Annotated in this window: 15 protein-coding genes; 8 read left to right on the top strand and 7 right to left on the bottom strand. The window is 49.4% G+C overall.

What is annotated here, in order from left to right; all coding sequences use genetic code 11:
• Position 1 precedes the first annotated feature (1 nt).
• From T495_RS0103170 to T495_RS0103160, 3 genes are all read left to right on the top strand, one after another.
• Positions 2–2,401, top strand: a complete 2,400-nt coding sequence (locus T495_RS0103170; protein ID WP_231495035.1) for a glycoside hydrolase family 127 protein — start codon at positions 2–4, stop codon at positions 2,399–2,401.
• A 14-nt stretch (positions 2,402–2,415) separates the two neighbouring features.
• Positions 2,416–4,428, top strand: a complete 2,013-nt coding sequence (locus T495_RS0103165) for an alpha-L-arabinofuranosidase C-terminal domain-containing protein (protein WP_081831989.1) — start codon at positions 2,416–2,418, stop codon at positions 4,426–4,428.
• Between the two features lie 850 nt (positions 4,429–5,278).
• Complete coding sequence (locus T495_RS0103160) at positions 5,279–6,328, top strand: hypothetical protein (protein WP_155950174.1); 1,050 nt, start codon at positions 5,279–5,281, stop codon at positions 6,326–6,328.
• Positions 6,329–6,368: 40 nt separating this feature from the next.
• Here the strand turns inward: T495_RS0103160 and T495_RS0103155 are convergent, their stop codons facing one another.
• From T495_RS0103155 to T495_RS0103135, 5 genes are all read right to left on the bottom strand, one after another.
• On the bottom strand, positions 6,369–8,054 hold the full coding sequence (locus T495_RS0103155; RefSeq protein ID WP_033147538.1) for a nucleoside kinase: 1,686 nt from the start codon (positions 8,052–8,054) through the stop codon (positions 6,369–6,371).
• A gap of 1 nt (position 8,055) precedes the next feature.
• On the bottom strand, positions 8,056–8,601 hold the full coding sequence (locus T495_RS0103150; protein WP_155993412.1) for a hypothetical protein: 546 nt from the start codon (positions 8,599–8,601) through the stop codon (positions 8,056–8,058).
• 20 nt (positions 8,602–8,621) lie between these two features.
• On the bottom strand, positions 8,622–10,685 hold the full coding sequence (locus tag T495_RS15045) for a PP2C family protein-serine/threonine phosphatase (protein ID WP_051651820.1): 2,064 nt from the start codon (positions 10,683–10,685) through the stop codon (positions 8,622–8,624).
• A 96-nt stretch (positions 10,686–10,781) separates the two neighbouring features.
• Entirely contained in the window at positions 10,782–12,173 is a 1,392-nt protein-coding gene (locus tag T495_RS0103140) for an MFS transporter (RefSeq protein ID WP_033147536.1), read from the bottom strand.
• A gap of 18 nt (positions 12,174–12,191) precedes the next feature.
• Positions 12,192–14,135 carry a sialate O-acetylesterase gene (locus T495_RS0103135; RefSeq protein WP_033147535.1) on the bottom strand — a complete coding sequence of 648 codons (1,944 nt, stop codon included), beginning with the start codon at positions 14,133–14,135 and terminating at the stop codon, positions 12,192–12,194.
• Between the two features lie 164 nt (positions 14,136–14,299).
• On the opposite strand from T495_RS0103135, the gene T495_RS0103130 reads away from it, so the two are divergent.
• Genes T495_RS0103130 through T495_RS0103120 form a run of 3 tightly spaced genes read left to right on the top strand, consistent with a single transcriptional unit; the run spans position 14,300 to position 17,264 of the window.
• The gene (locus T495_RS0103130; RefSeq protein ID WP_028904527.1) at positions 14,300–15,748 is read left to right on the top strand and encodes an MFS transporter; all 1,449 of its coding nucleotides are present in this window, start codon (positions 14,300–14,302) and stop codon (positions 15,746–15,748) included.
• A gap of 24 nt (positions 15,749–15,772) precedes the next feature.
• Positions 15,773–16,774: a glycoside hydrolase family 43 protein gene (locus T495_RS0103125; RefSeq protein ID WP_033147534.1), complete on the top strand. Its 1,002-nt coding sequence runs from the start codon at positions 15,773–15,775 to the stop codon at positions 16,772–16,774.
• Positions 16,767–17,264, top strand: a complete 498-nt coding sequence (locus T495_RS0103120) for an RNA polymerase sigma factor (RefSeq protein WP_033147533.1) — start codon at positions 16,767–16,769, stop codon at positions 17,262–17,264. The genes T495_RS0103125 and T495_RS0103120 overlap by 8 nt, the downstream gene beginning before the upstream one ends.
• On the opposite strand, the gene T495_RS0103115 is transcribed toward T495_RS0103120, so the two are convergent.
• Both T495_RS0103115 and queC read right to left on the bottom strand, forming a co-directional pair.
• On the bottom strand, positions 17,257–18,486 hold the full coding sequence (locus T495_RS0103115) for a pitrilysin family protein (protein ID WP_028904530.1): 1,230 nt from the start codon (positions 18,484–18,486) through the stop codon (positions 17,257–17,259). The two genes, T495_RS0103120 and T495_RS0103115, sit on opposite strands and share 8 nt — an antisense overlap.
• Position 18,487: 1 nt before the next feature.
• The gene (gene queC / locus T495_RS0103110; protein WP_028904531.1) at positions 18,488–19,141 is read right to left on the bottom strand and encodes a 7-cyano-7-deazaguanine synthase QueC; all 654 of its coding nucleotides are present in this window, start codon (positions 19,139–19,141) and stop codon (positions 18,488–18,490) included.
• A gap of 84 nt (positions 19,142–19,225) precedes the next feature.
• Here queC and T495_RS0103105 point away from each other — a divergent pair, with 84 nt between their 5' ends.
• Entirely contained in the window at positions 19,226–21,838 is a 2,613-nt protein-coding gene (locus T495_RS0103105) for a GH92 family glycosyl hydrolase (protein WP_033147532.1), read from the top strand.
• Positions 21,835–23,682, top strand: a complete 1,848-nt coding sequence (locus tag T495_RS0103100) for a HAMP domain-containing sensor histidine kinase (RefSeq protein WP_081831988.1) — start codon at positions 21,835–21,837, stop codon at positions 23,680–23,682. The genes T495_RS0103105 and T495_RS0103100 overlap by 4 nt, the downstream gene beginning before the upstream one ends.
• Positions 23,683–23,693 lie beyond the last annotated feature (11 nt).

Here is a 23,693-nt window from a genome sequence, read left to right as displayed (position 1 = left end):
CATGATGTACCTATTCAAGACTCATTCGCATGGACTGCTGCTCGCCTCGCTGCTTTTTGTCGCAGCTGGTAGCGTTCATGCGCAGGATCGGTTGTATGCCGATGAATTCCCATTGGGAGATGTAACCCTACTTGACGGACCGTTGAAGCACGCGCGTGACTTGAACATCAACGTACTGTTGAAGTACGACAACGACCGTTTGTTAGCACCTTATCTGAAAGAGGCCGGCCTAACGCCAAAGGCCAAGTCGTACCCCAACTGGGACGGACTCGACGGACATGTGGGCGGACATTATCTGACCGCGATGGCCATCAATGCCGCTACAGGCAATGAAGCATGCCGCCAGCGCATGGAATACTGGATTAGCGAACTGCAGCGCTGTGCCGATGCCAACGCCAAGAACCACCCCGCCTGGGGCCGTGGCTATGTGGGCGGCGTGCCTGGCAGCGACCGTGTGTGGGGTAACTTCAAGAAGGGCGACTTCGGCGCTTATCACAGTGCGTGGGTGCCATTCTATAATATACACAAGATGTATGCCGGTCTGCGCGATGCGTGGGTTTACTGCGGCAACGAGCAGGCCAAACAGCTCTTCTTAGGCTTCTGCGACTGGGCCATCGACCTGACAGCCGACTTGACCGATGCCCAGATGGAACGCGCTCTCGACACCGAGCATGGCGGCATGAACGAGGTACTGGCCGATGCCTATGCGATCACAGGCGATAAGAAATACCTCGATGTAGCCAAGCGATTCTCACACCGCCGTCTGCTCAACCCGCTGATGCAGCGCCGCGATGTGCTCGACAACATGCATGCCAACACCCAGGTGCCCAAGGTCATCGGCTTTGAACGCATAGCCGAACTGGCTGGCGACGAGGCCTACCACACCGCTGGCGCCTATTTCTGGGATATCGTGACGGGCGAGCGCTCGCTGGCCTTTGGCGGTAACAGTCGCCGTGAGCACTTCCCCAGCAAGGAGGCCTGTAAGGACTTCGTTGAGGATATCGACGGGCCTGAGAGCTGCAACACCAATAACATGCTGAAACTGACAGAGGACCTGCATCGCCGCAACCCAGAGGCCCGCTTTGCCGACTTCTACGAACTGGCGATGTTCAATCACATCCTCTCTACCCAGCATCCCGAGCACGGCGGCTATGTGTACTTCACCTCAGCCCGTCCGCGCCACTACCGCAACTACTCCGCCCCCAACGAGGCCATGTGGTGCTGTGTGGGCACAGGTATGGAGAACCATGGCAAGTACGGTCAGTTCGTATATACCCACAAAGGCGACGCTCTGTTTGTAAACCTCTTCGTGGCTTCTGAACTGAACTGGAAGCAGAAAGGTATCCAGCTGCGTCAGGAGACCAACTTCCCTTATAGCGAGAACAGCAAGATCACCATCACTCAGGGCAAAGGCAAGTTTGCCCTGCAGGTGCGCTACCCCGGCTGGGTGAAGCCCGGCCAGTTCAGCGTCAAGGTGAACGGCAAACCCGTCAGCATCATCACTGGTCCTTCCAGCTATGTGGCTATCGACCGCCAATGGAAGAAGGGCGACGTCATCGATATCCAGTTCCCCATGCACAACAGCGTGAAGTATATGCCTAACCTCTCGCAGTATATCGCCCTGATGCACGGCCCGATTATGCTGGCCATGAAGACAGGCACAGAGGATCTGGCCATGCTGATAGCCGACGACAGTCGTTTCGGTCAGTTGGCAGTGGGCAAGAAACTGCCTATCGACCAGGCCCCCATCCTGATCAACAACGATATCGAGGGCATTGCCGACCAGTTGCAACCTATCGCCGGCAAACCCTTGCACTTCACCCTGCAGACCAAGATGGTCAACGAGATACACAACGAGCTGATGCCCTTCTTCGAACTGCACGACTCACGCTACATGATGTACTGGCTGGCGCTGAGCGAGGATAGCTACAAGGGCTATCTGGCCAACCTGGCCAAGCAGGAACAGGAGCGCCAAGCACTCGAGGCGCGCACCACCGACAAGGTGCAGCCAGGCGAGCAGCAGCCCGAGTCAGACCACTTCATGGAGACCGACCAGTCGTTTGTGGGCAATACCAACGATGTGTTCTTCCGCGATGCCAACGACGGCCATTACTTCAGCTACCTGATGCAGACAGGCGACCAGACCGACCTGAGCCTGCGACTGAAATACTGGGGTGTAGGCGAGTGGAAGAGCCACGAGTTTGATATCCTGGTCGACGATGTACTGGTGACATCGGTAAACAACACAGGTAAGTACCGCATCTCCGAATTCAAGTACGAGGAGTATCCCATTCCAGCCCAGCTGCTGAAGGGTAAGAAACAGGTCCGCATCAAGTTTGTGGCCAAACCCAAGAAACAGATAGGCGAGATATACGAAGTAAGACTCATCAATAACAAATAACAATAACATCAACTATGTACAAACGAACTATTCTCAGCGCTGCCCTCCTGGCAGCCACCATGGGCCTCAACGCCCAGAAACCAATGAAAGCCCCTGTTGGCGGCAAGGCCATCAGCGACGAGCTCATTGGCATCTTCTTCGAGGACATCAGCAGCTCGGCTGATGGTGGACTCTATGCCGAACTGATACAGAACGGATCGTTCGAGTTCAACCCCACCGAGCGCGATGGCTGGGGCCCCGGCACCGCCTGGCGCCAGATCCGTCCAGGCCACTCTCTGGGCTATCTCGAGCCTCGCATGGATAACGGCATCCATCCTAACAACCCCACTTATATGCGTCTGCATATCGAGCGTGCCAAGCAGTATTACGACTACAACGGCTGGACCGGCTATGGCATCCAGAACGATGGCTTTAGCGGTATCTCTGTCAAAGATGGCAAGAAATACACGTTCTCGGCCTTCTTCCGCAATGTTGACAGCGGCGCCAAGCAGATCCGCATTGCCCTTGTAGAGCCACTGGGCTGGGGCAAGGACCCCAAACTGCTGTCGGAGGCAACCATCAAGGTCGATAGCAAGTCATGGCAGAAATACGAGGCCGAGCTGACTACCAACGAGTACTGTCAGAAGGCAGCCCTCCAGATACTGGTGCTGAACACGGGAACCCTGGATGTCGATATGGTATCGCTGATGCCTCAGGACACCTATAAGGGACATGGTATGCGTACCGACCTGGCCGAGGCACTGGCTGAGCTGCAGCCTAAGTTCATGCGCTTCCCTGGCGGATGCGTGGTTCATGGCGGCGGCGACGGTTTCTGGAATACCTACCGCTGGAAGACCACCATCGGTCCCAAGGAGCAGCGCAAACAGCTGAAGAACACCTGGGGCTACCACCAGAGCATGGGACTGGGTTACTACGAGTACTTCCAGTTCTGTGAAGACCTGAATATGGAGCCACTGCCCATCCTGCCTTGCGGTGTGAGCTGTCAGGGTACCAACGGTGGTTGGGGCATGAAGAATCAGGCACAGGACGTTGTTCCTATGAGTGAGATGGACGAATGGGTGGCCGAGGCCATCGACCTGATTGAGTGGGCCAACGGCGATCCTGCCACCAACAAATGGGCCAAGATGCGTGCCGATGCCGGTCATCCCAAACCCTTCAACCTGAAGTACCTCGGTCTGGGTAACGAGGAGCGTATCTCGCCCGAGTTTGCCGAGCGCTTCAAGTATATCTACGAGCGTGTCACCAAGGCACATCCTGAGATTGTGATTGTAGGCACAGCCGGTCCTGGCTCACATCCAGGTAACCCCGACTTGGAGAACGGCTGGAAGCTGGCCGAAGAGTTAGGCATGCCTATCATCGACGAGCACTACTACGAGCCACACGATTACTTCCTGAAGAGCCGCCAGTACGACAAGTACCCACGCGACCGCAAGACCAAGGTTTATCTGGGCGAGTATGCCGCTAAGGACAAGAAGCTCATCGACGCCCTGGCCGAGGGTCTGTACCTGCTCCATGTAGAGCGCAACGGCGACGTGGTAGCTATGACCTCGTACGCCCCCCTCTTCGCCAAGAAGGATGCCACCAACTGGAATCCCGACCTCATCTACTTCGACAACCAGCGCACCTATCTTACTTGCAGCTACTATGTTCAGCAGATGTTCGGACAGAGCTCTGGTCAGTACTACTATGGAGACTGCGTGAAGTTCGAGGGCGACGCTGCTGATGTCATCCAGCCTATGGAGGATGTACGCTACGGCCAGTCGGTAGTTCTCAACGTAAAGAAGCGTCAGGTATATGTGAAGCTCTGCAACGCTACAGCCGAGCCTAAGACGGCTAACATCGACCTGAGCCGTTTCAAGGGTATCAAGAAGGTTGCCCTGCAGACCGTCCTTGCCGGTCAGGCCAACGATGAGAACAACTACGAGAGCCAACCCATCTTCCCTCGTAGCACCCCCGTCAAGGCTCAGAAGAAGTTCTCACTCCAGCTGAAGCCCTACTCTATGGTCATGCTGCAGTACCAGCTGTAATCACAGCTAAACATTAATAAACCTAAAGGCTTGCTCAAATTATCCTGAGCAAGCCTTTTTTTGTTTTACTAATCAAAATCCCAATCGGTTTTGTAGTGGTCGAATTTGATGCCATCTGTTGGACCAAACTGGGGACCAAAGATAAGATTCAAAGTCGCAGACAATGTATTGACGGTTGTAGAAATAAAACAGAAAAGTTTGGTATAAGCCTACATGCCTACATAAAATTGCTCAAAACCAGTATAAACACTAGGTTTTCTGCGTTTTTAAGCCTACATAAATCCTACATAAAGCCTACACAAAGCCTACATGATTCCTACACAAAAAGTAGCTTTTTGACATCTAGCGAGTAACTTATTAGGCTGTAGAAAGCCACTCCTAGCCTTGCGAAAAGATACTTTTTGTAATGTTTGTAATGATTAGTATTATGGGGTGTTGTGAAATTCTCTAGAGAATTTTCGGCTAAGTGACGTGCAAAGGATTGCTAACTAGTTAAGAAGCTATAAAATTCTCTAGAGAATTTCGTAACTTATATTAAAGAAAAGGTTTGCTATACTAGGCAAAGCAATCGCTTAACTCCCTTATCAGCTGTAAAACATGTAGGCTTCATGTAGGCTTTATGTAGGTTTAGAAACTTGCAAGTGACTGAAACATAGAGAATTACTCTAAAATCGTGTAGGCATGTAGGCTGTTTGTGAGATTCTTATTTGGATTTTCAGCATGTCATGCCCATTTCTGGTATATTTTTTTTCATTTTTCTCGCATAAATATTTGGCGGAATGAAGAATTGTGTGTACCTTTGTCGCTGAATTAAAAATAAGCCTACCATGCTTAAATGGCTAACTGTATTATGAACAAGAAAAATCTGTTACGTGCCGTAATGGCACTTACTCTGCAATTGTGTGCTATGCCCGTTGCAGCCCAAGCGGTGACTGCCCAGCAGGCTAGTCAGGATTCGGTAGTAAATGTTATTGCATATTTCTGCAAGAACGACACCATGTGTTATCAATATCAGGATTACGAGGCTAAGGTGGAAAAAAATGATACCATCGTAGACCACTACATCAAGAGCGATATACAATTGGTGGTAGTCGACTCGACGTCGAAAGGATATCTGATAGAATACAATACGCTGAACACTACAGTGGAATATAAAGACTCTATGTTTACACGTGTGATGCAGTCGATAATGGAAAAGATGGGCGATGTGAAGGTGCTGTTTTCTACAGATGAGTATGGCACTATCGAACACGTGAAGAACTGGACAGAGGTGAAAAACTATATGAAAGCTGCATCTAAGGCGATATTTGACTCAATCTATACTAATATGCCTGCGATGAGTGAAGTGCTTCCTCGACATCGATTTGAAGCACAGGTAGCAACTATGTTTTCTAACGAGAAGGCTTTCCTGGCCAATAATGACGATCTGCAGTTGCTGTTCTTGTTACATGGCAAGTCGCTGCCTATAGGTAAAGTAGAGAACGAAGAGCCTTCAGATAACGGATATCCACAACATAGCGTAATTGTGACAAGTTACGGTAAGACCGACGATGACTACGGATTCGAAGACGATTATTATGTGCATAGCGTATCAGAAACCACCGTCCCTAAGGATGACGTAAAGGATATGCTGAAAATGTACTTCAACAAGATGATAAGCGACAAGCATCTGGATGAGATGAATCAGGCTATCGACTCGACGGAATATAGCGAGGCAAAGATTACCTACTCTGAGCAGTACAACTACTTCTATAATGGTTGGCCATGTGAGATGACGCAGTCGAAGCTTATTGATCTGATGGGAACACAGACCATCGAGATAAAGAATATAGTATGGAATACTCGTCGATGGGGCGTGTACGAAGACGATGACAGCTCAGCCTACGATACTACGATGTAAAAAAAACGGTGCAACTCTATACGAGATGCACCGTTTTTGTTTAGCCCCTGTATTTGAAGCTGCTGCCACCTACGAACTCACGCATGATGCTGGTGGGGGGAATCTCCTTGTCGCTGATGGGAATGAAATAGCGCAGGAATTTCAACAGGCGATGGGCCTCGGCATACTCGGGGCAGTTCTTGGGAACTGAAGCAAGAATCACCTCGGCATGGGTGCGCAACACGGCAAACTCGATATTAAGCGCCGAATTGAACATCACATCGGCCGTCTCCTGGAAAGGAGCGATCCACTGGTCCTCGGCCTCGCACACACTCTTCCATTGACTGATGGTCTCACGAGCCGAGAAAGCGCCTTTGTTGTAGTCGCGGATAATACGACGCAACAGGCGGTTGTCCTGGGTAGGAATCCAGTTGTGATCATCGAGCGAGATACTGGTGAGGGCAGAGATATAGATCTTATACTTGGCTGAATCGGGAATCTGCTTAGTGAGCAGGGGATTCAGGGCGTGAATACCCTCGATAATCAGCACACTATCGTTGCTAAGCTTGAACTTCTTGCCGTTCCACTCGCGCTTACCCGTTACAAAGTTATACTGGGGCACCTCTACTACCTCGCCCTTCATCAGGCGCTCCAAGTGCTCGCCCAGCAGCTTGTAATCTACAGTCTCGATATTATCAAAGTCGTACTGACCGTTAGGCAGCTTGGGGGTATCGACACGGTTCACAAAGTAATCGTCGGTAGAGAACGAATAGGGGCGCAAACCGCAGGCCAAGAGCTGTACGGAAAGACGCTTACAGAAGGTGGACTTACCTGAGCTCGACGGTCCTGTAATGAGGACTATACGGATGGGATTCTCTGGGTCGCGGAAACGCTGGTCGATCTCCTCGGCGATTTTCACGATCTTCTTTTCCTGCAGGGCCTCGCTCACCTGAATCAGCTCGGAGCCATAGCCACGCAGGATGGCCTTGTTGACATCGCCCGCATTCGACAGGCGCATGATGATATCCCAACGCACTTTTTCTGCAAACACCTCGAACGTACGGGGCATATCCACCTTCTCGGCCAACTTGGTAGGGTCGTTCTTATCAGGCACACGCAGCAACAAGCCGTCGTGATAGCGCTCCAGGCCCCACACCTTGAGGAAACCAGCCGAGGGTACCAGCGGACCATAGTAATAATCCACGGTATCGCCCAGCATATAATAATCGGTATATATCTGACCGCTGGTTTCAATCAGCTTCACCTTATCGGCAAAACCACGCTCGCTGAACACACGTACAGCCTCGTCGGTAGTGGCCTCGGTGCGACGGAAGGGCAGGTCGAGATCAACAATCTCCTTCATGCGTTGGCAGATCTTCTGCACATCCTCATCGGTCAGGGGCTCGTTGTTTTTCTTTTTAAAGTTGCAGTAATAGCCATTAGAGATGGGGTGCTCCATGTAGAGTTTGCTACCAGGGAACACATCGCAGGTAGCCTTGTAGAGCACAAAGCACAACGAGCGTATATACACACGGCGGCCAGAACCACTACGGGCATCGAGAAACTCCACGTCGCGATTCTGATACAAACGGAACTTCAAGCCCTGCGAGGCATTATTGACCTTGGCCGAAACCACAGGATACTCAAAGTTAAGATCATTGGCAAACGCCTGATAGACGTCGGTTAACGATGTGCCTTCAGGGAAACTCTTGGTGACGTTGTTATTCTTGCAGCGGATATGTAACATACTACTCGTGTTTTTTCAGACTGACCTTATCGATAGCTATCTTCTGACAGCCGATGCCGATGATGGCTAACCGAGCCTTGACGCTGGCGGCATTAGCCGTAAATGTTGTTTCGTATTTCTGCCAGTGGCAGCCCTTAGCGCGAATAGTGGCCTCGGCCAAAGGCTTCCGTTGCTCATCGACCAACTGGATGATGAGGAGTTTGTGGCCACAGGTACGCTCCTCTTCCTTCAGCGCAGGGATATGACGCAAGCTGACAGAGAAATCGTACTTGGCACCTTCAACCACAGGGATACCATCAAAGCCCACGTTATAGATGGTATCGCAGCAGATAACAGCATAATTAGGATTATCGGCACTAATAGGGTCGACATGTACCACGACTACTGGCTTGGGACCATCCCAAACGGTTGTGGCACTGGTGCCTCGTTCTACTCTGGGGTTCAGTTCAAAATCGCCATTACGGATAAGCTCTGCTTCCTGAGCCTGAGCGGTGAGAGTGCATAATGCCAACATCAGCATCATACAGAGATGTTTGCAATTTATCATATCAAATCAAATATTATAGTCTATATTACATGTAGGCAGAGCATAGTGAGGTCGTCGTTTGGATCGGCACCATCGCGATGCTGACTCACCTCAGTCTTCATGGTATCTACCATCTTGCGAGGACTCAGCATGCTGTTGCGCTTAAATACGGTAAGCACCTGTTCGTCGCCAAACTGATCCAGCTGGCTATTCTCGGCCTCATTCAGTCCGTCGGTATATACAAAGAACAGGCGACCGCGGATGTCGTCGATAACCTCGCCAGTATATTTCAGTCCCTCCCACAGGCCAATGGGCGCATTCGATTCCATCTTCAGGAATCTGCTCTCATCGCCATTACCTAATATGGGGGGATTATGACCTGCGTTACAGAAGTCGAGCTTGCCTGTACGCAGGTTCACCATACCGATAAACATGGTAATAAACATGCCGTCGTCGTTATGTTCACACAACTCGGCATTCAGCTCGGTAGCTAACTTGGCTGGCGTATAGTTACGCTTAACCATAGCACGAAACAGGCGGATGACCTGTGCCATGAAGAGCGCTGCGGGCACGCCCTTACCTGATACGTCGCCTACACAGAAGCACAAGTTATCGCCAATAATCAGATAGTCGTACAAATCGCCTCCTACCTCCTTAGCGGCTGTCATCGAAGCATAGAGATCGAAATCGGAACGCTTTGGGAACTCGTTGGGCACCATCGACTCCTGGATATGACGGGCAATGCGCAGCTCGCTCTCGATACGCTCCTTGGCCGACGTGGTTTCCTCGAGCTGGTCGTAAGCCGCTTTCAGATCGTTGTGCGCCTTGTGCAGCCTAGCAGCAGCCTTCTGCTTGTAAAGGGCATAGACAATGAAGAAGCCGATGATGAGAATAATGGTGATGATAGCCGCTATCTGTCGTTCGCGCAGCAGCTTGGCTTCGTTTTCGGCCAGCTTGGTTTCATTCTGCTCGGTATTGTAGATAGTGGCCAGTTCGGCTGCATTATCAGCTCTTGCACGATCGATAGCTACACTCAGCGAGTCGCATATAAAGGTACTAATGGCATAAACCGAATCCTTGCGACCAGCCTTGAGGTTGGCTTCGTACTTCTTAAGATAATAGGTTTCGAGATTCTCGATCGAGAACTCCATGCGATATTTGTTCACCAACTCATCGAGTCGCTGAAAACAAACGGCAGCATCTTTCCATTGTTTGGCCTCAATCAGGTACTCACCAGCGTCGTAAATACCCTCAGGACTCTTACTGAACTTGGTGTTTCTGAAATCAAGATAGGCCAGATACGACTCCTGCGATTGTCCTAACGAGACAAGCGCTGTGGCACGATAGATACTACAACGGGCAAGCTGCTTGTCGATATAGTCTACGTCGGCAGGATATAGCCTCTCGTATTTCTGTACCAGCTCTTCATAGCAGTCGCACCAATGCATGGCCTGCTGATACTGATGGGTGGCATTGCACGAGTAAGCCATATTCACAATGCCGGCAATGGCACCTTTGTAAGTAGATTCGGTAGGTGAAGCGTTGATGCGCTCAAGATGTTTGCTATAAGCACGTTCGAACGACTTTCTGGTAGTTTCTTCCATGCCAGGCAAACGGGCCTGACCGCAACCGATAAACACCAGCAGGTTTACATAATCGGTGGTAGTGTCGCAACCTAACACCTCGAGCTTTTCAGCAGCATTGATAGCCTCCTTCAACGAGCCATCGAAATCGCCCTTCAGGTTCAACAGGTTAGCCAGATGACTGGCCGATTTGGCATAATAATCCACCTGCTCGCCATTATTATAATTATCGACTGCGCTCTCGGCTTTCTTCCAATAATACTCGGCTGTACGCTTCTTACCCATGCGGTCGCTGGCATAGCCACTCCAATAGTACGACTGAACTTCGGAGATAGCACCAGCCTTGCCAAGACTATCGGCTAAAGACAATAACAACGGATAGTCCTTATGCTTGTATGCATCAAGGACTAATCCGTCGGCTGTATTCTTTTCAAGTCCTGTTTCTTTCCGTTCGCCGCATGCAACCACCAGCAACACTGCCAGCGAGAAACAAGCCAGTAGTTTAATAGTTCTTTGGCTCATTCTTATGCCCAATAATCATTTCTTGTGGGCAAAGATACGGAAAAAGTTTGGAACTTGCAAGTTATTCCACCAAAATATTACATAAACATCGCTCTTTTATCCGCGAGCTTCAATCTCCTTGTTAATCTCGTCAAGACGCTCATCGGTAAGAGGATACTTATAGATGAGGCAGCCTACAACGATCAGCAAAACAGCTGGGATAATACAAGTGAACACCAGAATAGCATTCTGTGCTGTTGCAGAATATTCGGCAAGGTGCGTATAATAAGCGTTAACAGGTGCGCTGATAAACGATGCCAGGAACACTGTTACAAAGATGCTCAGTACCAGCTGCAGGCACTTGTTGGCCTTGAACTCGGCAAACATCTCGCGGTAGGTAACAGGCTTCTCAGGGGTGGTAGCGATTCGCTCCTTACAACCTGTGAAGCAATAAAGCAGAAGCATAAAGCCGATGATGGCAAACACGCAGGTAACGGTAAACCAGGCATTAGGATCGATAGGCAGAGCCGACTCCTCGCTGGCCAGGTCGAAGCCAATCATACCCATTACCAATGGCGTAATCCAACCGGCGATGGAGAAACCAGCCTTGAAGGCTACACCAGCCAGGGCGTTAACGGTAGCAGCAGGACGGTTGCCTGTGCGATACTCGGCCTCGGTGATGACCTCAGGCACAAGAGCCCACATCAGAGAACCTACCAACAGACCCACACCTGTCATCACCTTGGCTGTCTGTACCAGCGTATTAAGGGCTGCCACATCAAAGAACTTACCAATGGTAAACAGGATGGCGAAGCCTACAAAACCAATAGTGAGCAGCAGATAATACAGGCCCTTCTTGCCCAACCATCTCTTCAACATAGGCAGAGAGGGCAGGATAACGAAGGCAGGGATAGTACCAATGGCCATGAACAGAGCCTGATTCCAGTCGATCATCGTGTGAGCAACCATAGCCAAACCGATGGGGAAACCTGCCTGAACTACAATCTGACCGATATTGGCGCACACCATACGGGTAGATGTCAGTTTCAGCACCTCGTCGTTATCGCGCGTCATACTGGCCATAATAGAGCCATAAGGGATATTTACCACTGAATAGATCATACTCAGCACCGTATAGCTCACAGTGGCATAGATCAGCTTCATGCTGGTTGACCAGGTAGCGGCCTGAGGCAGCATGAGCAGGCAGGCGGCAACCGTCAGGGGAATACCACCATAAAGCAGGTAAGTGCGGTACTTACCCAATTTGGGGTTACGGTTATCAATATAACGACCTACTACAGGACTCCAGAAACAGTCGATGAGTCGAACGGAAAGAATCAGTCCACTCACAAAAGCTGGATTAATCTTCAGTACTGTAGTCAAGTAAAGCATGAGATAACATGCCACCGTCTGGAAAATCAGGTTTTGCGCCAGGTCGCCCGATCCATATCCGATGCGCTGGAGCCACGAAAGCTTGTAAAAGCCTTTGGTTTCGTTAGTTGTACTCATAATTCTTATTAGTTATTATTATTTAATCTTCAATTCGAATGAACTCATTGGCAGACCGTTCAATGAACGTACATTTGCCTGCTTAGGATCGTCCTTCCAAGCGTAGCGGATTTTCAGGCATGGTGCCTGAGATGCCGTAGGATAAAGAAGGGTAATCACGTTACCCCTGCCGACAGCAGGAACATTCTGATATTTGTCGCTACCATTGTTGCAAACCTCGAATGTATAAAGATCGCCTTCCTGTATGGGTTGGTCGAGTGTGAGCTGAATAGCCGCATCACTCACATGAGTAGATACCACCTCGGGCGACAACTTCACCTTATTATTATATAAGAGCTTATCAAAGCACAGGGCCACGCGCTCGGCAACCTCTTTTTTACGCAAGGGATGGATATCAACCGTCTCGCCCAAGTCGTTGATGACTGCCAGTTCTGCACGTGCATCGGCTTTGACTGCGGTGCGCTGAGCCTCGCGCAACTGCGCCCAACCGCTGTTGACGGGGTCTACCTGTGGCGTGATGGGACGTGGGAAGCCACTCTGCTGGCGACCATCGTAGTTGGCCAACTGGACAATGACAAAAGGCAGCTGCTCCTGCCAACGATCGCGCCAACTGTCCATCAGTTTCTTCAGATAGTCTGCATATGCAGGATTTCCTGTATTCGATTCACCCTGATACCAAACAACACCGTTGATGGCGTAAGGTGCCAAGGGATAGAGCACGGCATTATAGAGGGTGGTAGGCTGATTCTGCAGAGAGACATCGCCGCCTGGGCACTGAGGCATCTCGGCACCGACATGCATCAGCCACTGCTGGCTCAAAGGAATCACATCCTGGGGCATGGGGTTCTGCGAGAAACGATCGTCGCCGAAACAAAACATATAAGGCTTTTCGGGAATAAAGTGCGCAGCGCCGTATTTGTTGATAAAGCGGATAGCAATTACATTATCACCTTCCTGCAAGAGTCCTTCAGGGATATCATAGCGGCGAGGTGGATACTGATAGCCCGTCTGGCCAATCTGCTTACCGTTCAGGTATGTCACATCACGATCGAAGAGTGTACCTAACAGCAAACGCGCCGGTTTTCCTGCATGCGCCTTGTCAATCGTTATATGCTGACGCAACCACACACTACCCGTACCGCGCCAGATCCAGTCGTTCTGATTGACCACAGGCCACTGGCTGTCATCGCATTTCGCATCAGCATAGCCAGGGTCGGTCTGATTCAGAATGGCCTCCCATTGCTGGTTAGCAGCACCATTGGCCTGCATCTGAGCGCGTATGTAGGCATCATTCTGATACATCTGCAATTTTTTGATAAGCATGGGATAGCAGGTTTTCAGCGAGTCTTCGCTAATCCATGCCTCGATAGGGGTTCCACCCCAACTGTTGACGATGATGCCCTGAGCCACCTTGCTTTTCTCGAACATACGCTTACCCAAGAAGTAGCCAGCTGCCGAGAATAGCCAGGCATTCTGCTTATTGGCAGGTTTCCAGTTGATATTTGTGGGACGGATATCTTCCTTAACGCCATGCGTGCTCGTTTCGTTCTGCACACGGAACAAGCGGATCTGACTATTCTCGTAGTTATCAATCTCCTGAGTGTACTGCGGATAGACGCGTTCGATAGTTACATCGATATTCGACTGACCAGACAACAGCCACACATCGCCAATCATAATGTTATCAATGGTCTGTTCGTTAACAGACATCTGATAAGGGCCACCCGCTTTCATCTTAGGGAGATCAATACGCCAACGACCATCAGCATCGGCAGTTGTGGTATACACTTTCTTATTGAATCGTATGGTAACCGTTTCGCCGACATCGGCTTTTCCCCAAACAGGGATCGTTTTACCACGCTGCATCACCATACCCGACTGGAACAGTCGCGGCATAGAAACCTTAGCATCAGCAATTGAAAGGCAGAATAAAGTTGCGCAAAAAAACAGAATTTTCTTCATAATTGTTGCTTTGATGTTGCAAAAGTAACAAAATTCTTTGTTGAACTATCCAAAATCACCTTTTTTCTTACGCGATGACACATTTTGAAAAGCATCTGTAACAATTTAGAATGTCGGATGGCTATTTTTTCACTACCTTTGCAGCAGTTTTAACAACAACAGTTATGAATAAGTTATCATCACAACAGGTTTCATTGGGCGAAAAGGTGGGCTATTCCTTGGGAGATGCCGCCGCTAATCTGGTATTCCAGATGATGATGATATTCCAGTTGAAGTTCTATACCGACGTTTTCGGACTTGATGGAGCCGTGGCTGGATCGGTACTGATGATTGCCAGTATCTCGGCTGTTATTGTTGATCCCGCAGTAGGTCTACTGACCGACCATACCAACACCCGCTGGGGCAAATTCCGCCCCTGGATGCTATGGACCGTCATCCCTTTCTGTCTTTTTTATGTATTGGCATTCTACAATCCGGGCATACATAGCAAAGGCGCCGTAGCCATCTATGCTACTATCAGCTACGTGCTGCTCATGACCGTCTACAGTTTTAACAACATCCCCTATTCCTCATTAGGAGGCGTAATGACGAGCGACATACGCGAGCGCACCAGCATCACCACCATCCGATTTGTCGTTGTTACCATAGCACAGTTCGTGGTACAAGGACTCACATTACCACTCGTCGAACATTTTGCCGAGGGTAACACGTTGCAGCATGGTTGGAGCTGTACTATCATACTCTTTGCCTGTATCGCATTTCTATTCTTTATCATTACATTTGCGGTATCCAAAGAGCGTATCCAACCACCTCCACAGCAGCAAATCAGTATTAGAGAAGATATCAAGAACACTTTTTCGAGTGTATCCTGGAATGCCATGGCGCTGCTCACTTTCTCCCTATTCATCACATTAGCCATGTGGGGATCGGCCATGAATTTCTATTTCCAGTATAATGTCGATCAGAAGTCGCTTTATGATTTCCTGTCACATTTTGTCAGCATCGAACCTGACGAGGCCTATTCTTTTGGTTTCTCAGCCTTTAACATGATGGGCGCTGTGGTACAATTTATGGGTGTCATCTGTTTGTCGCGTTACTTAGCCAACAAGTTCGGAAAGAAAAAGACCTTCAAGGTTTGTCTGGCCATGACCGCCTTCTTTACAGCGCTCTTCTATATCCCTGAGCCAACAGATGTCAGCTTATTGTTCGTACTCAACTTCCTGCGCTCGTTAGTCTATGCCCCTACCATCCCACTACTATGGGCCATGATAGGCGATGTAGCCGACCATATAGAATACGAGAACCATCGCCGTGCCACAGGATTCTGTTTCTCAGGTATCGTACTCGCACTGAAATTAGGTCTGGGATTCGGAGGTGCTATTGCCGGCATCATCATTTCGATGTTTGGCTATAACTCTGGTGGCGAGTCAACGATCCAGAATGAGAGTGCCACCTTAGGCATCCGACTGGTATCAAGTGTTGTTCCTGCCATCCTCTTTGTTGTAGGCGTAGTAGCGCTCCATTTCTATCCGATTTCCAAGGAATATAACGAGAATATGCAGGCAGAGTTAGCTGCACGGCGACGCTTTGCCAACCAAAATAATCATGTTTAATAACTCATTTAATATAGTTTGTATATGAAACCACGCTATCTTTATCCGAAAGATTATTATGCAGATCCTTCTGCTAATGTATTCAATGGTAAGCTTTATGTATATCCCTCTCACGACTGGGAGGCTGGTGCTGCCTTCGACGATGATGGCGGTCACTTCCAGATGAAAGACTATCACGTTATCTCTATGGAAGACGTAGAGAATGGCGAGGTAACCGACTATGGAAATATTCTGGATGTTGCCGACGTAAAGTGGGCTGAAAAGCAGATGTGGGATAACGACTGTGTAGAGAAGGATGGTAAGTACTACCTGATTTTCTCGGCTAAGGACTACAATGGTGTATTCCACCTGGGTGTAGCAGTTGCTGATAAGCCCGAAGGGCCATTCATTCCACAGAATCAGCCTATCCGTGGTTCATTCTCTATCGACCCCAGCGTATTCAAAGACGAAGACGGACAGATCTACTGCTACTTCGGTGGTCTGTGGGGTGGACAGTTGCAGTGGTACCAGGCTCCAGAGAAACTGGTGAAAGAAGGTGTTGACCTTGGTCCTGCTGCTGATAAGAAGACCCAGCTCTTTGCGCCTGCCGACGTACCTGCCCTGTCGAGCTTCGTGGTAAAGATGAGCGATGATGTACTACAGTTCTCAGAGGCTCCACGCAGCGTTGTGGTAGTCGACAAGGACGGACAGCCCCTGAAGGCAGGTGATCCTCATCGTTTCTTCGAGGCTTCATGGATGCACAAGTACAACGGCAAGTATTACTTCAGCTATTCTACCGGCGACAGCCACATGCTGTGCTATGGTATCGGCGACAATCCTTACGGACCTTTCACCTATCAAGGTGTCATCCTCGACCCAGTTGTAGGATGGACAACCCACCACTCTATCGTAGAGTATAAGGGCGAATGGTTCCTGTTCTATCACGACTGCGTACCTTCAAATGATATCACCCACCTGCGCTCACTCAAGGTGCAGCGCCTGTTCTATAACGAGGATGGTACGATTCAGAAGGTCATCAATGAATAATAATTATCAACTTATAGACAACTATTTTATTACTCACCGCGACGAGTTGCTGACATACGTCAGAGCTCGTCTTGGTGGAAGTGCAGAAGCAGAAGACGTGGTACAAAATGTCTTTCTGCGTCTGCTCACTTCCACTAAATTATTAACCGAGCACACCTTACCTGCCTTAGCCTATACCATTGCCAGTCATCTCATCTTCGACTACTACCGCCGTCGTACCAGCTATCATGAGTACGAGCACTATATCCATCAGGTATGTAGCGAGAAGCTTTCTACAGACTCCGTTTACTCTATCTACGAAATCACCGAACAGATGGAACGCGGATTAGCCCGACTGCCTGAGAACTGTCGTGAAATCTATCGTCTTCATATCTACGATGGTATGAAGGTAAGTGAGATATCGGACTTTCTGGGCGATAACTACAAGAGCGTAGAGTATCGCTTGGGTACTGCCCGCAAAGCTATGCGACAGTACCTGCGCGCTATTTGAATATTAAAGTGGACAGTTTATCAGCGGCAAACAAATCGTTTGCCACCTGCTGGATGTCAGCAACCGTCACCTTATCGATACTATCAAACAGTTTATCAACGTTTTTCTCCCAACCATAATGCAGGAAACTCTTGCCAAGGTCGAGGGCAAACTGCTCACGATTGTCACAAGCAATGGCTATCTGACCTTTCAACTGCTGTTTGGCTTTCTGAAGGGCACTATCGCTCAGAGGCTTCTGCATCACCTTATCCAGCTCGCGACGCACCAAACGGAGACATTTTCTTACATCATGTGGGTCGCAACCAAAATAAATGCTCCACATGCCTGTATCGCTATAGCTCACCATCGTACTCTCAACAGTATAAACCAGACCATGACGCTCGCGCAAGGCAAGGTTCAGGCGGGCATTCATGCTGGGACCGCCAAGGATGTTATTCAGCAGATACAAAGGGATACGCAAAGGGTGATGGATATCGTAGCTACGTGTGCCTAACATCACATGAGCCTGGTGCGAACCTATATCTTTGGTAAGCGATTTGGCAGGAACCGCTGGGGTACCGCCAACCAATACGGATTGTTGTCCGGCTGGTGCCTGAACTAATTCCTGCGCTTTCTCTACCATTTTTACCAGACGTTTGAAATCCACATTGCCATAGGCAAAGAAGATAGCGTTATCAGGGCGATAGTTGCGCTTTACAAATCGTAAGGCATCGGCTGTTTTATAGGTACGCAACTGATCGGCATTGCCCAATATGTTATGCCCCAAGGGATGCCCCTCGAACAACATATTCTCGAATTCATCGTAGATCAGCTCTGCTGGCGAGTCGTTATAACTCTCAATTTCATCGCAGATTACCTCTACCTCCTTATCAATCTCGTGCTGAGGATAGGCACTGTGGAATACCATATCGGTAAGCAGCGAGATAGCTTTAGCAATATGCTCCTTCTGGATAGCAGCATAGAAGGTGGTATCTTCCTTGTTAGTGAAGGCATTCAGATCGCCGCCTAATTGCTCCAGGCCATTGATAATCTGGAGGGCGTTGCGATGCTCAGTACCCTTGAACGTCATATGTTCGCAGAAGTGAGCCATACCCTCTTCGCCTGGTAGCTCATCACGCGTGCCTGCTGCAATCTGATAACCGCAGTAAACCACCTCAGCCACAGAAGGCTTGTGGATGATCCGCAATCCATTGGATAGAGTATGGATATTGTATTTCGACATCTTATCCTTCGTAGTCTGTTGGGTCATCGATACCGGCATCAGCCAAGGCCTCCTTGCGTTCTACGCAGGTACCACACTTACCACAATGCTTGTCGCCACCACGGTAGCACGACCAGGTCTCGGCATAGTTGATACCCAGTTGCTTACCACGTGCAGCAATCTGTCCTTTAGTCATATTGCAATATGGCGAAAGCAAGCGTACACCATTATAAGTGCCGGCATGAGCGGCCTGATCGAAAGCATCGACAAACTCTGGACGGCAGTCAGGATAGATTGTATGATCGCCTCCATGATTGGCCATCATCACATACTGCAGATTATTGCTCTCGGCCATACCTGTTGCTACAGCCAACATGATACCATTGCGGAAAGGCACAACGGTCGATTTCATATTCTCGTCGGCATAATGACCTTCAGGGATGGCCTCATCGCCCTCCAACAACGAACTATGAAAATACTGCCCCATAAACTCAAGGGGAATCACGATATGCTTGATTCCCAAACGTTCGCAATGCAGACGTGCAAAGGGTATCTCCTTCGCATTATGATTACTGCCATAATCGAAAGATATTGCTAATGCAATACGGTCCTGATAGTCGTACAGCAAGGTGGTAGAATCGAGACCACCGCTCAGTATCAATATACAGTCTTTCATCTTTCTTATCTTTTTGGTTGCAAAAGTACGAAAAAAAAGGCACGAAACACACTAATTACACGAAAAAATGTTTATCTTTGCGGCATGAAACTAAAAACGAACATTTTAACCGTATGTTTGCTACTCTGTTCTATGGCAAGCTTGGGACAAGTGTGGCAGTATGTCGATCCAAGGATTGGCAGTGAGGGTGTGGGAAGGACTTTCCCTGGTCCGTCGATGCCTTTTGGCATGTGTAAACCAGGTCCCGACTGTACCGTTAAGCCTAATGCCGGCTGGGCCAAGATGCCTGAGGTTGTGACAGGTTTTTCGCAGACCCATGTCAGTGGTACTGGCGGTGGGCAGAAATATGGTAATATTCTGATACAACCAGGTGTAACTCCTCAGAGACGGGTAAATGAGATGTTCGCATTAGGTTATTATGCCACCACCTTCGAGAATGGCATCCGCACAGAGATTACAACAGCTGAACGCTGTGCATTCTATCGCATACACTATCCCGCGAACGGTTCACTACTCATCGATGCCACCCATTACCTGGGCAAGAACCCTGAACCAGACCGTCGTGAACAGCAGCAGTTCATCGGTGGCGAAGTAGAAGTGGTGAACAACCACGAGGTACGTGGTTACACACGCGTTCGAGGCGGCTGGAACAATGGTGATGCCTATACAGTCTACTTTTGTCTGGTAACAGATAAAGCATTTAAGCAGACGAGCGATAATACCATCGCCTTTGCCGATACCTTATTGAACATAAAGATTGGCATTTCGTACGTCAGCGAACAACAAGCCAAGCGCAATATCGTTGAAGACGACTTCGACAGTCAACTGGCAAAACTCCGCCAGAGCTGGGAGCGTCTGCTCAGTCGCATCCAGATAACAGGTTCAGGGACTGATAAGCGCATGTTCTATACTGCTCTTTACCACACCATGATCATGCCTGTGGATAAGACTGGCGAAAACCCCAAATGGACAGAGAAACCTTACTACGATGACTACTATGCCATCTGGGACACCTACCGTTCCAGTTCGCCACTCATCACACTGATTGACCCTAAACGCGAGGCGGATATCGTAAACTCGCTGCTAAACATCTATAAACGAGAGGGATACATGCCAGACGCCCGTAGTGGCGATTGCAACGGTCGTACCCAAGGCGGTTCGAATGCCGAGGTGGTGATAGCCGACGCCTTTGCTAAAGGTGTGGAAGGCATCGATTACAACTTCGCTCTCGAAGCTATGCTGAAGGATGCGGAGGCCGATCCAGGTGCCGACCACGAGAAACACGGACGAGGTGGACTGCACGAATACCTGAAATACGGTTATCTGCCCTATGGCATCGACCGTGCCGGCACGCGCACCATCGAATACGCCTATAACGATTATTGCATCGCATTAGTTGCCAAAGGTTTAGGACGTATGGATATCTACGACCGCTACATCCAGCAATCAAAGAACTGGAAGAACCTCTGGCGTGCCGACTACGAGTGGGACGATGTGAAAGGCTACATCATGCCCAAGGATGCTAATGGACGTTGGCTGGATTCAGTACCTTGGGGCAAGTCGAAGGTCTATCATCCACAGATCCCATATACCCCTATCACCAAGGTTGCTCCCTGGTATCTGCCTTGGTGGAGCACCTTCTTCTACGAAGCTCTCTCGGCAGAGTATTCACTCAGTATTCCGCACGATGTGCCAGGACTGATTGAGGCCTGTGGTGGCGAAGAAACCTTCCGTAAGCGACTGGATCTGTTCTTCGACCGCAAGCGCTATAACGTAGGCAATGAGCCTTCGTTCCTCACGCCTTGTCTGTATCACTGGATAGGTCGCCCTGACCTGACATCCGACCGTATTCGCCAGATTATCACACAGAACTATAGCGATAAGCCTGATGGATTACCAGGCAATGATGATAGCGGCGCCATGTCATCATGGTTGGCCTTTCACATGATGGGCCTCTACCCCAATGCCGGACAGAGCTACTACCTGTTGCATACACCTTTGATTCCAGAGTGGACGTTACAACTGTCGAACGGTCAGACGCTACAAGGTATCATTAAAGGCAAAGGCACACACTTTGAGAAGATTACCCTGAATGGCAAGTTGTTGGATGATGCAAGACTGGAGCACGCCGACCTGATGAAAGGCGGCGAACTGGTGTTCTACGTTTCAAAGAAGAGTTTCAAAGAAGGGCACCATCTGTTTCCTACGGAGAAACTACCAGTTTCTCGGCAGGAAACTACCAGTTTCTCGGCAGGAAACTACTCAAAGACAACCCCATCGCTCAAAGCCGCTATCAGCTTTACGCTCAACAAGCAGTTCCGCACCTGGCCGTTATCCTACACGTGGCAGGGAGATACCTTGTTTGTTACCTGCAAAGAGGCACGCTACAAGACCCCACGCCCCATCGTGGAGAATGGCAACAGCTTCTGCTGGAACATCCCTGCCGACGGAGTGGCATACGATGCGAAAGGTACGTTCGCCTTTATTTCAAAGAAAGCCCTGCGCGAGCTGAAACAGAATGGCTTCTGCCTCTATGACGGCATCACCTGGAGAAAATTGGATTCGACAAATCATACCATCCACGTCTGCGCTGACATCGACCGCACAGAAATGTGGATCTCTCTCGACGACGAGCTACCCGTGGTACTCGAAATGCGAAACAATCCTCTGGGAATCGATTGGCGTATAGAACGATGAGAAGAATACTATCTGTTATTAACCTTTTAATTGGATGCCTGATACTCTATGCTCAACCCATAGAGAATAAGAATGCTACGAGCATTGAGAAAGAGAGCGAAGCCAGATGGCAACAGATGGTCAGCCTGAAAAACAACTCGCAGATACAAAAACTTGCCGATGAAGCTAATGCCCAGATGGAATGGTTCCGAAAGAACAACCAATGGGAGAACTACTATCGTACCTGGCAACTCAAGGCCAACACCCTGAGCGCCCTCGGCAAGCTACAGCTGTCGCTACAAGAAACACAGCAGATGCTAAGCGACGCCAAGAAGCGCAACAACAAGCTGGGACGCGCGATGGCCTACAAACAGATAGGCGTCATCTATCTCAACATGAAACAAACAGAGCCTGCCGTCGAGGCGCTGAAACACTATGCCGAGCTGATGAAGGACGACGATGACATCAGTTCGCTCAGCAACATCTTCTATCGCATTGCCAAAGCCTACGACTACGACAAGCAGTTCGACAAGGAACTCCAAGTAGCCAATGACTGGTACAAGTTTCTTATCAAGAAGGTAGGAAAAAGAAGAACTGCCGAAGTGCGCGAGTGCTATAACTCGTGCTATCAGGCTCGCGCTGCCGCCTATATCGGACTGAAGAAGTTCGAAGATGCCAAACTATCCCTTGATACAGCCGGACACCACGCCCATATCATCAACAAGCCACTCAGTCTGCACCATTATTATAAGATGCAGGCCCGCTACTTCCAGGCCAAAGGCGATGCCAATCAGGCATTGCTCTATACAGATAGCGTCAAGATGATTACCGATGAGAAGGATGACCATACCGACGAAATCAGAGCCCAGTCGCTGATGCAATTAGGACAAGAGGCAGAGGCAGCAAGCATCTATCAGCGACTGTATCACGAGAAAGACTCTGTGTTCGGACGCGAGACCCGTCAGCACCTCGACGAGCTGAACACCCTCTTCCAAGTCGACGAGCTCAAAACAGAACAACAACATACCAAGTTCTTATACACCATTGTTGCCTCATCGTCCATCGTACTGGCACTACTGGTGCTACTCATCTTCGGCTGGCGCACGGCCATCAGACTGAAAAAGATCAACGACAAACTGCGTATCGCCAACGAGAAAGCAAAAGTATCATCGAAGATGAAAAGCGAGTTTATCCGTAACATCTCGCATGAGATTCGTACACCGCTGAACATCGTATCAGGCTTCACGCAGGTTCTCACCTCGACAGATATGGATCTGCCAAAGAGCGAGAAACGGGATATTCAGGAGCGAGTGACAGAAAGTACAGACCGCATCATTAAACTGGTTGACCGCATGCTGATGCTGAGCGACGTGAACAGCGAAACTGAGATTGAACGTGAAGACCATACCGACGTCAAGACCATCATCAAGATGGCTATCAGCCATTCAGGCATCGATCACCATACCCGGCCTGGCAATAAGACTTCGGCTGTAACGCTCCAGATACTTAACGACGATAGCACTAACGCCGTTACCATGCTTACCAACAAGCAACACTCATCGCGCATTCTTGGGCAACTATTGGAGAATGCTTGTAAGTTCACCCACGAAGGCAGCATCACCCTCAAAACAGAGTTTACCAATCATGTCATACGATTTATCGTTGAGGACACTGGCATTGGCATTCCTGCTGAAGAGGCAGAGCACATCTTCGAAGAGTTCGTGCAACTCGACGAGTTTGCAGATGGTACAGGTGCCGGCTTGACCATTTCACGTTCTGTCGCCTTGCGAATGGGCGGCAAACTATGGCTGGACACATCATACAAACAAGGCGCTCGCTTTATTTTCGAATTATCGCGAGGATAGCCCACAAACAT

Origin of the sequence: Prevotella sp. P6B1, from assembly GCF_000702825.1 — a bacterium.
GTDB lineage: Bacteria > Bacteroidota > Bacteroidia > Bacteroidales > Bacteroidaceae > Prevotella.
Note: the sequence above shows the minus strand (reverse complement) of the source record. Positions and strands in the feature narration are given on the sequence as shown.

Coding starts and splice junctions, on each gene's coding strand:
- T495_RS0103155 (WP_033147538.1), bottom strand. CDS start 8,054: ATGTTACATATCCGCTGCAAGAATAACAACGTCACCAAGAGTTTCCCT.
- T495_RS0103160 (WP_155950174.1), top strand. CDS start 5,279: ATGAACAAGAAAAATCTGTTACGTGCCGTAATGGCACTTACTCTGCAA.
- T495_RS0103140 (WP_033147536.1), bottom strand. CDS start 12,173: ATGAGTACAACTAACGAAACCAAAGGCTTTTACAAGCTTTCGTGGCTC.
- queC (WP_028904531.1), bottom strand. CDS start 19,141: ATGAAAGACTGTATATTGATACTGAGCGGTGGTCTCGATTCTACCACC.
- T495_RS0103120 (WP_033147533.1), top strand. CDS start 16,767: ATGAATAATAATTATCAACTTATAGACAACTATTTTATTACTCACCGC.
- T495_RS0103170 (WP_231495035.1), top strand. CDS start 2: ATGATGTACCTATTCAAGACTCATTCGCATGGACTGCTGCTCGCCTCG.
- T495_RS15045 (WP_051651820.1), bottom strand. CDS start 10,685: ATGAGCCAAAGAACTATTAAACTACTGGCTTGTTTCTCGCTGGCAGTG.
- T495_RS0103135 (WP_033147535.1), bottom strand. CDS start 14,135: ATGAAGAAAATTCTGTTTTTTTGCGCAACTTTATTCTGCCTTTCAATT.
- T495_RS0103125 (WP_033147534.1), top strand. CDS start 15,773: ATGAAACCACGCTATCTTTATCCGAAAGATTATTATGCAGATCCTTCT.
- T495_RS0103100 (WP_081831988.1), top strand. CDS start 21,835: ATGAGAAGAATACTATCTGTTATTAACCTTTTAATTGGATGCCTGATA.
- T495_RS0103105 (WP_033147532.1), top strand. CDS start 19,226: ATGAAACTAAAAACGAACATTTTAACCGTATGTTTGCTACTCTGTTCT.
- T495_RS0103115 (WP_028904530.1), bottom strand. CDS start 18,486: ATGTCGAAATACAATATCCATACTCTATCCAATGGATTGCGGATCATC.
- T495_RS0103150 (WP_155993412.1), bottom strand. CDS start 8,601: ATGATAAATTGCAAACATCTCTGTATGATGCTGATGTTGGCATTATGC.
- T495_RS0103165 (WP_081831989.1), top strand. CDS start 2,416: ATGTACAAACGAACTATTCTCAGCGCTGCCCTCCTGGCAGCCACCATG.
- T495_RS0103130 (WP_028904527.1), top strand. CDS start 14,300: ATGAATAAGTTATCATCACAACAGGTTTCATTGGGCGAAAAGGTGGGC.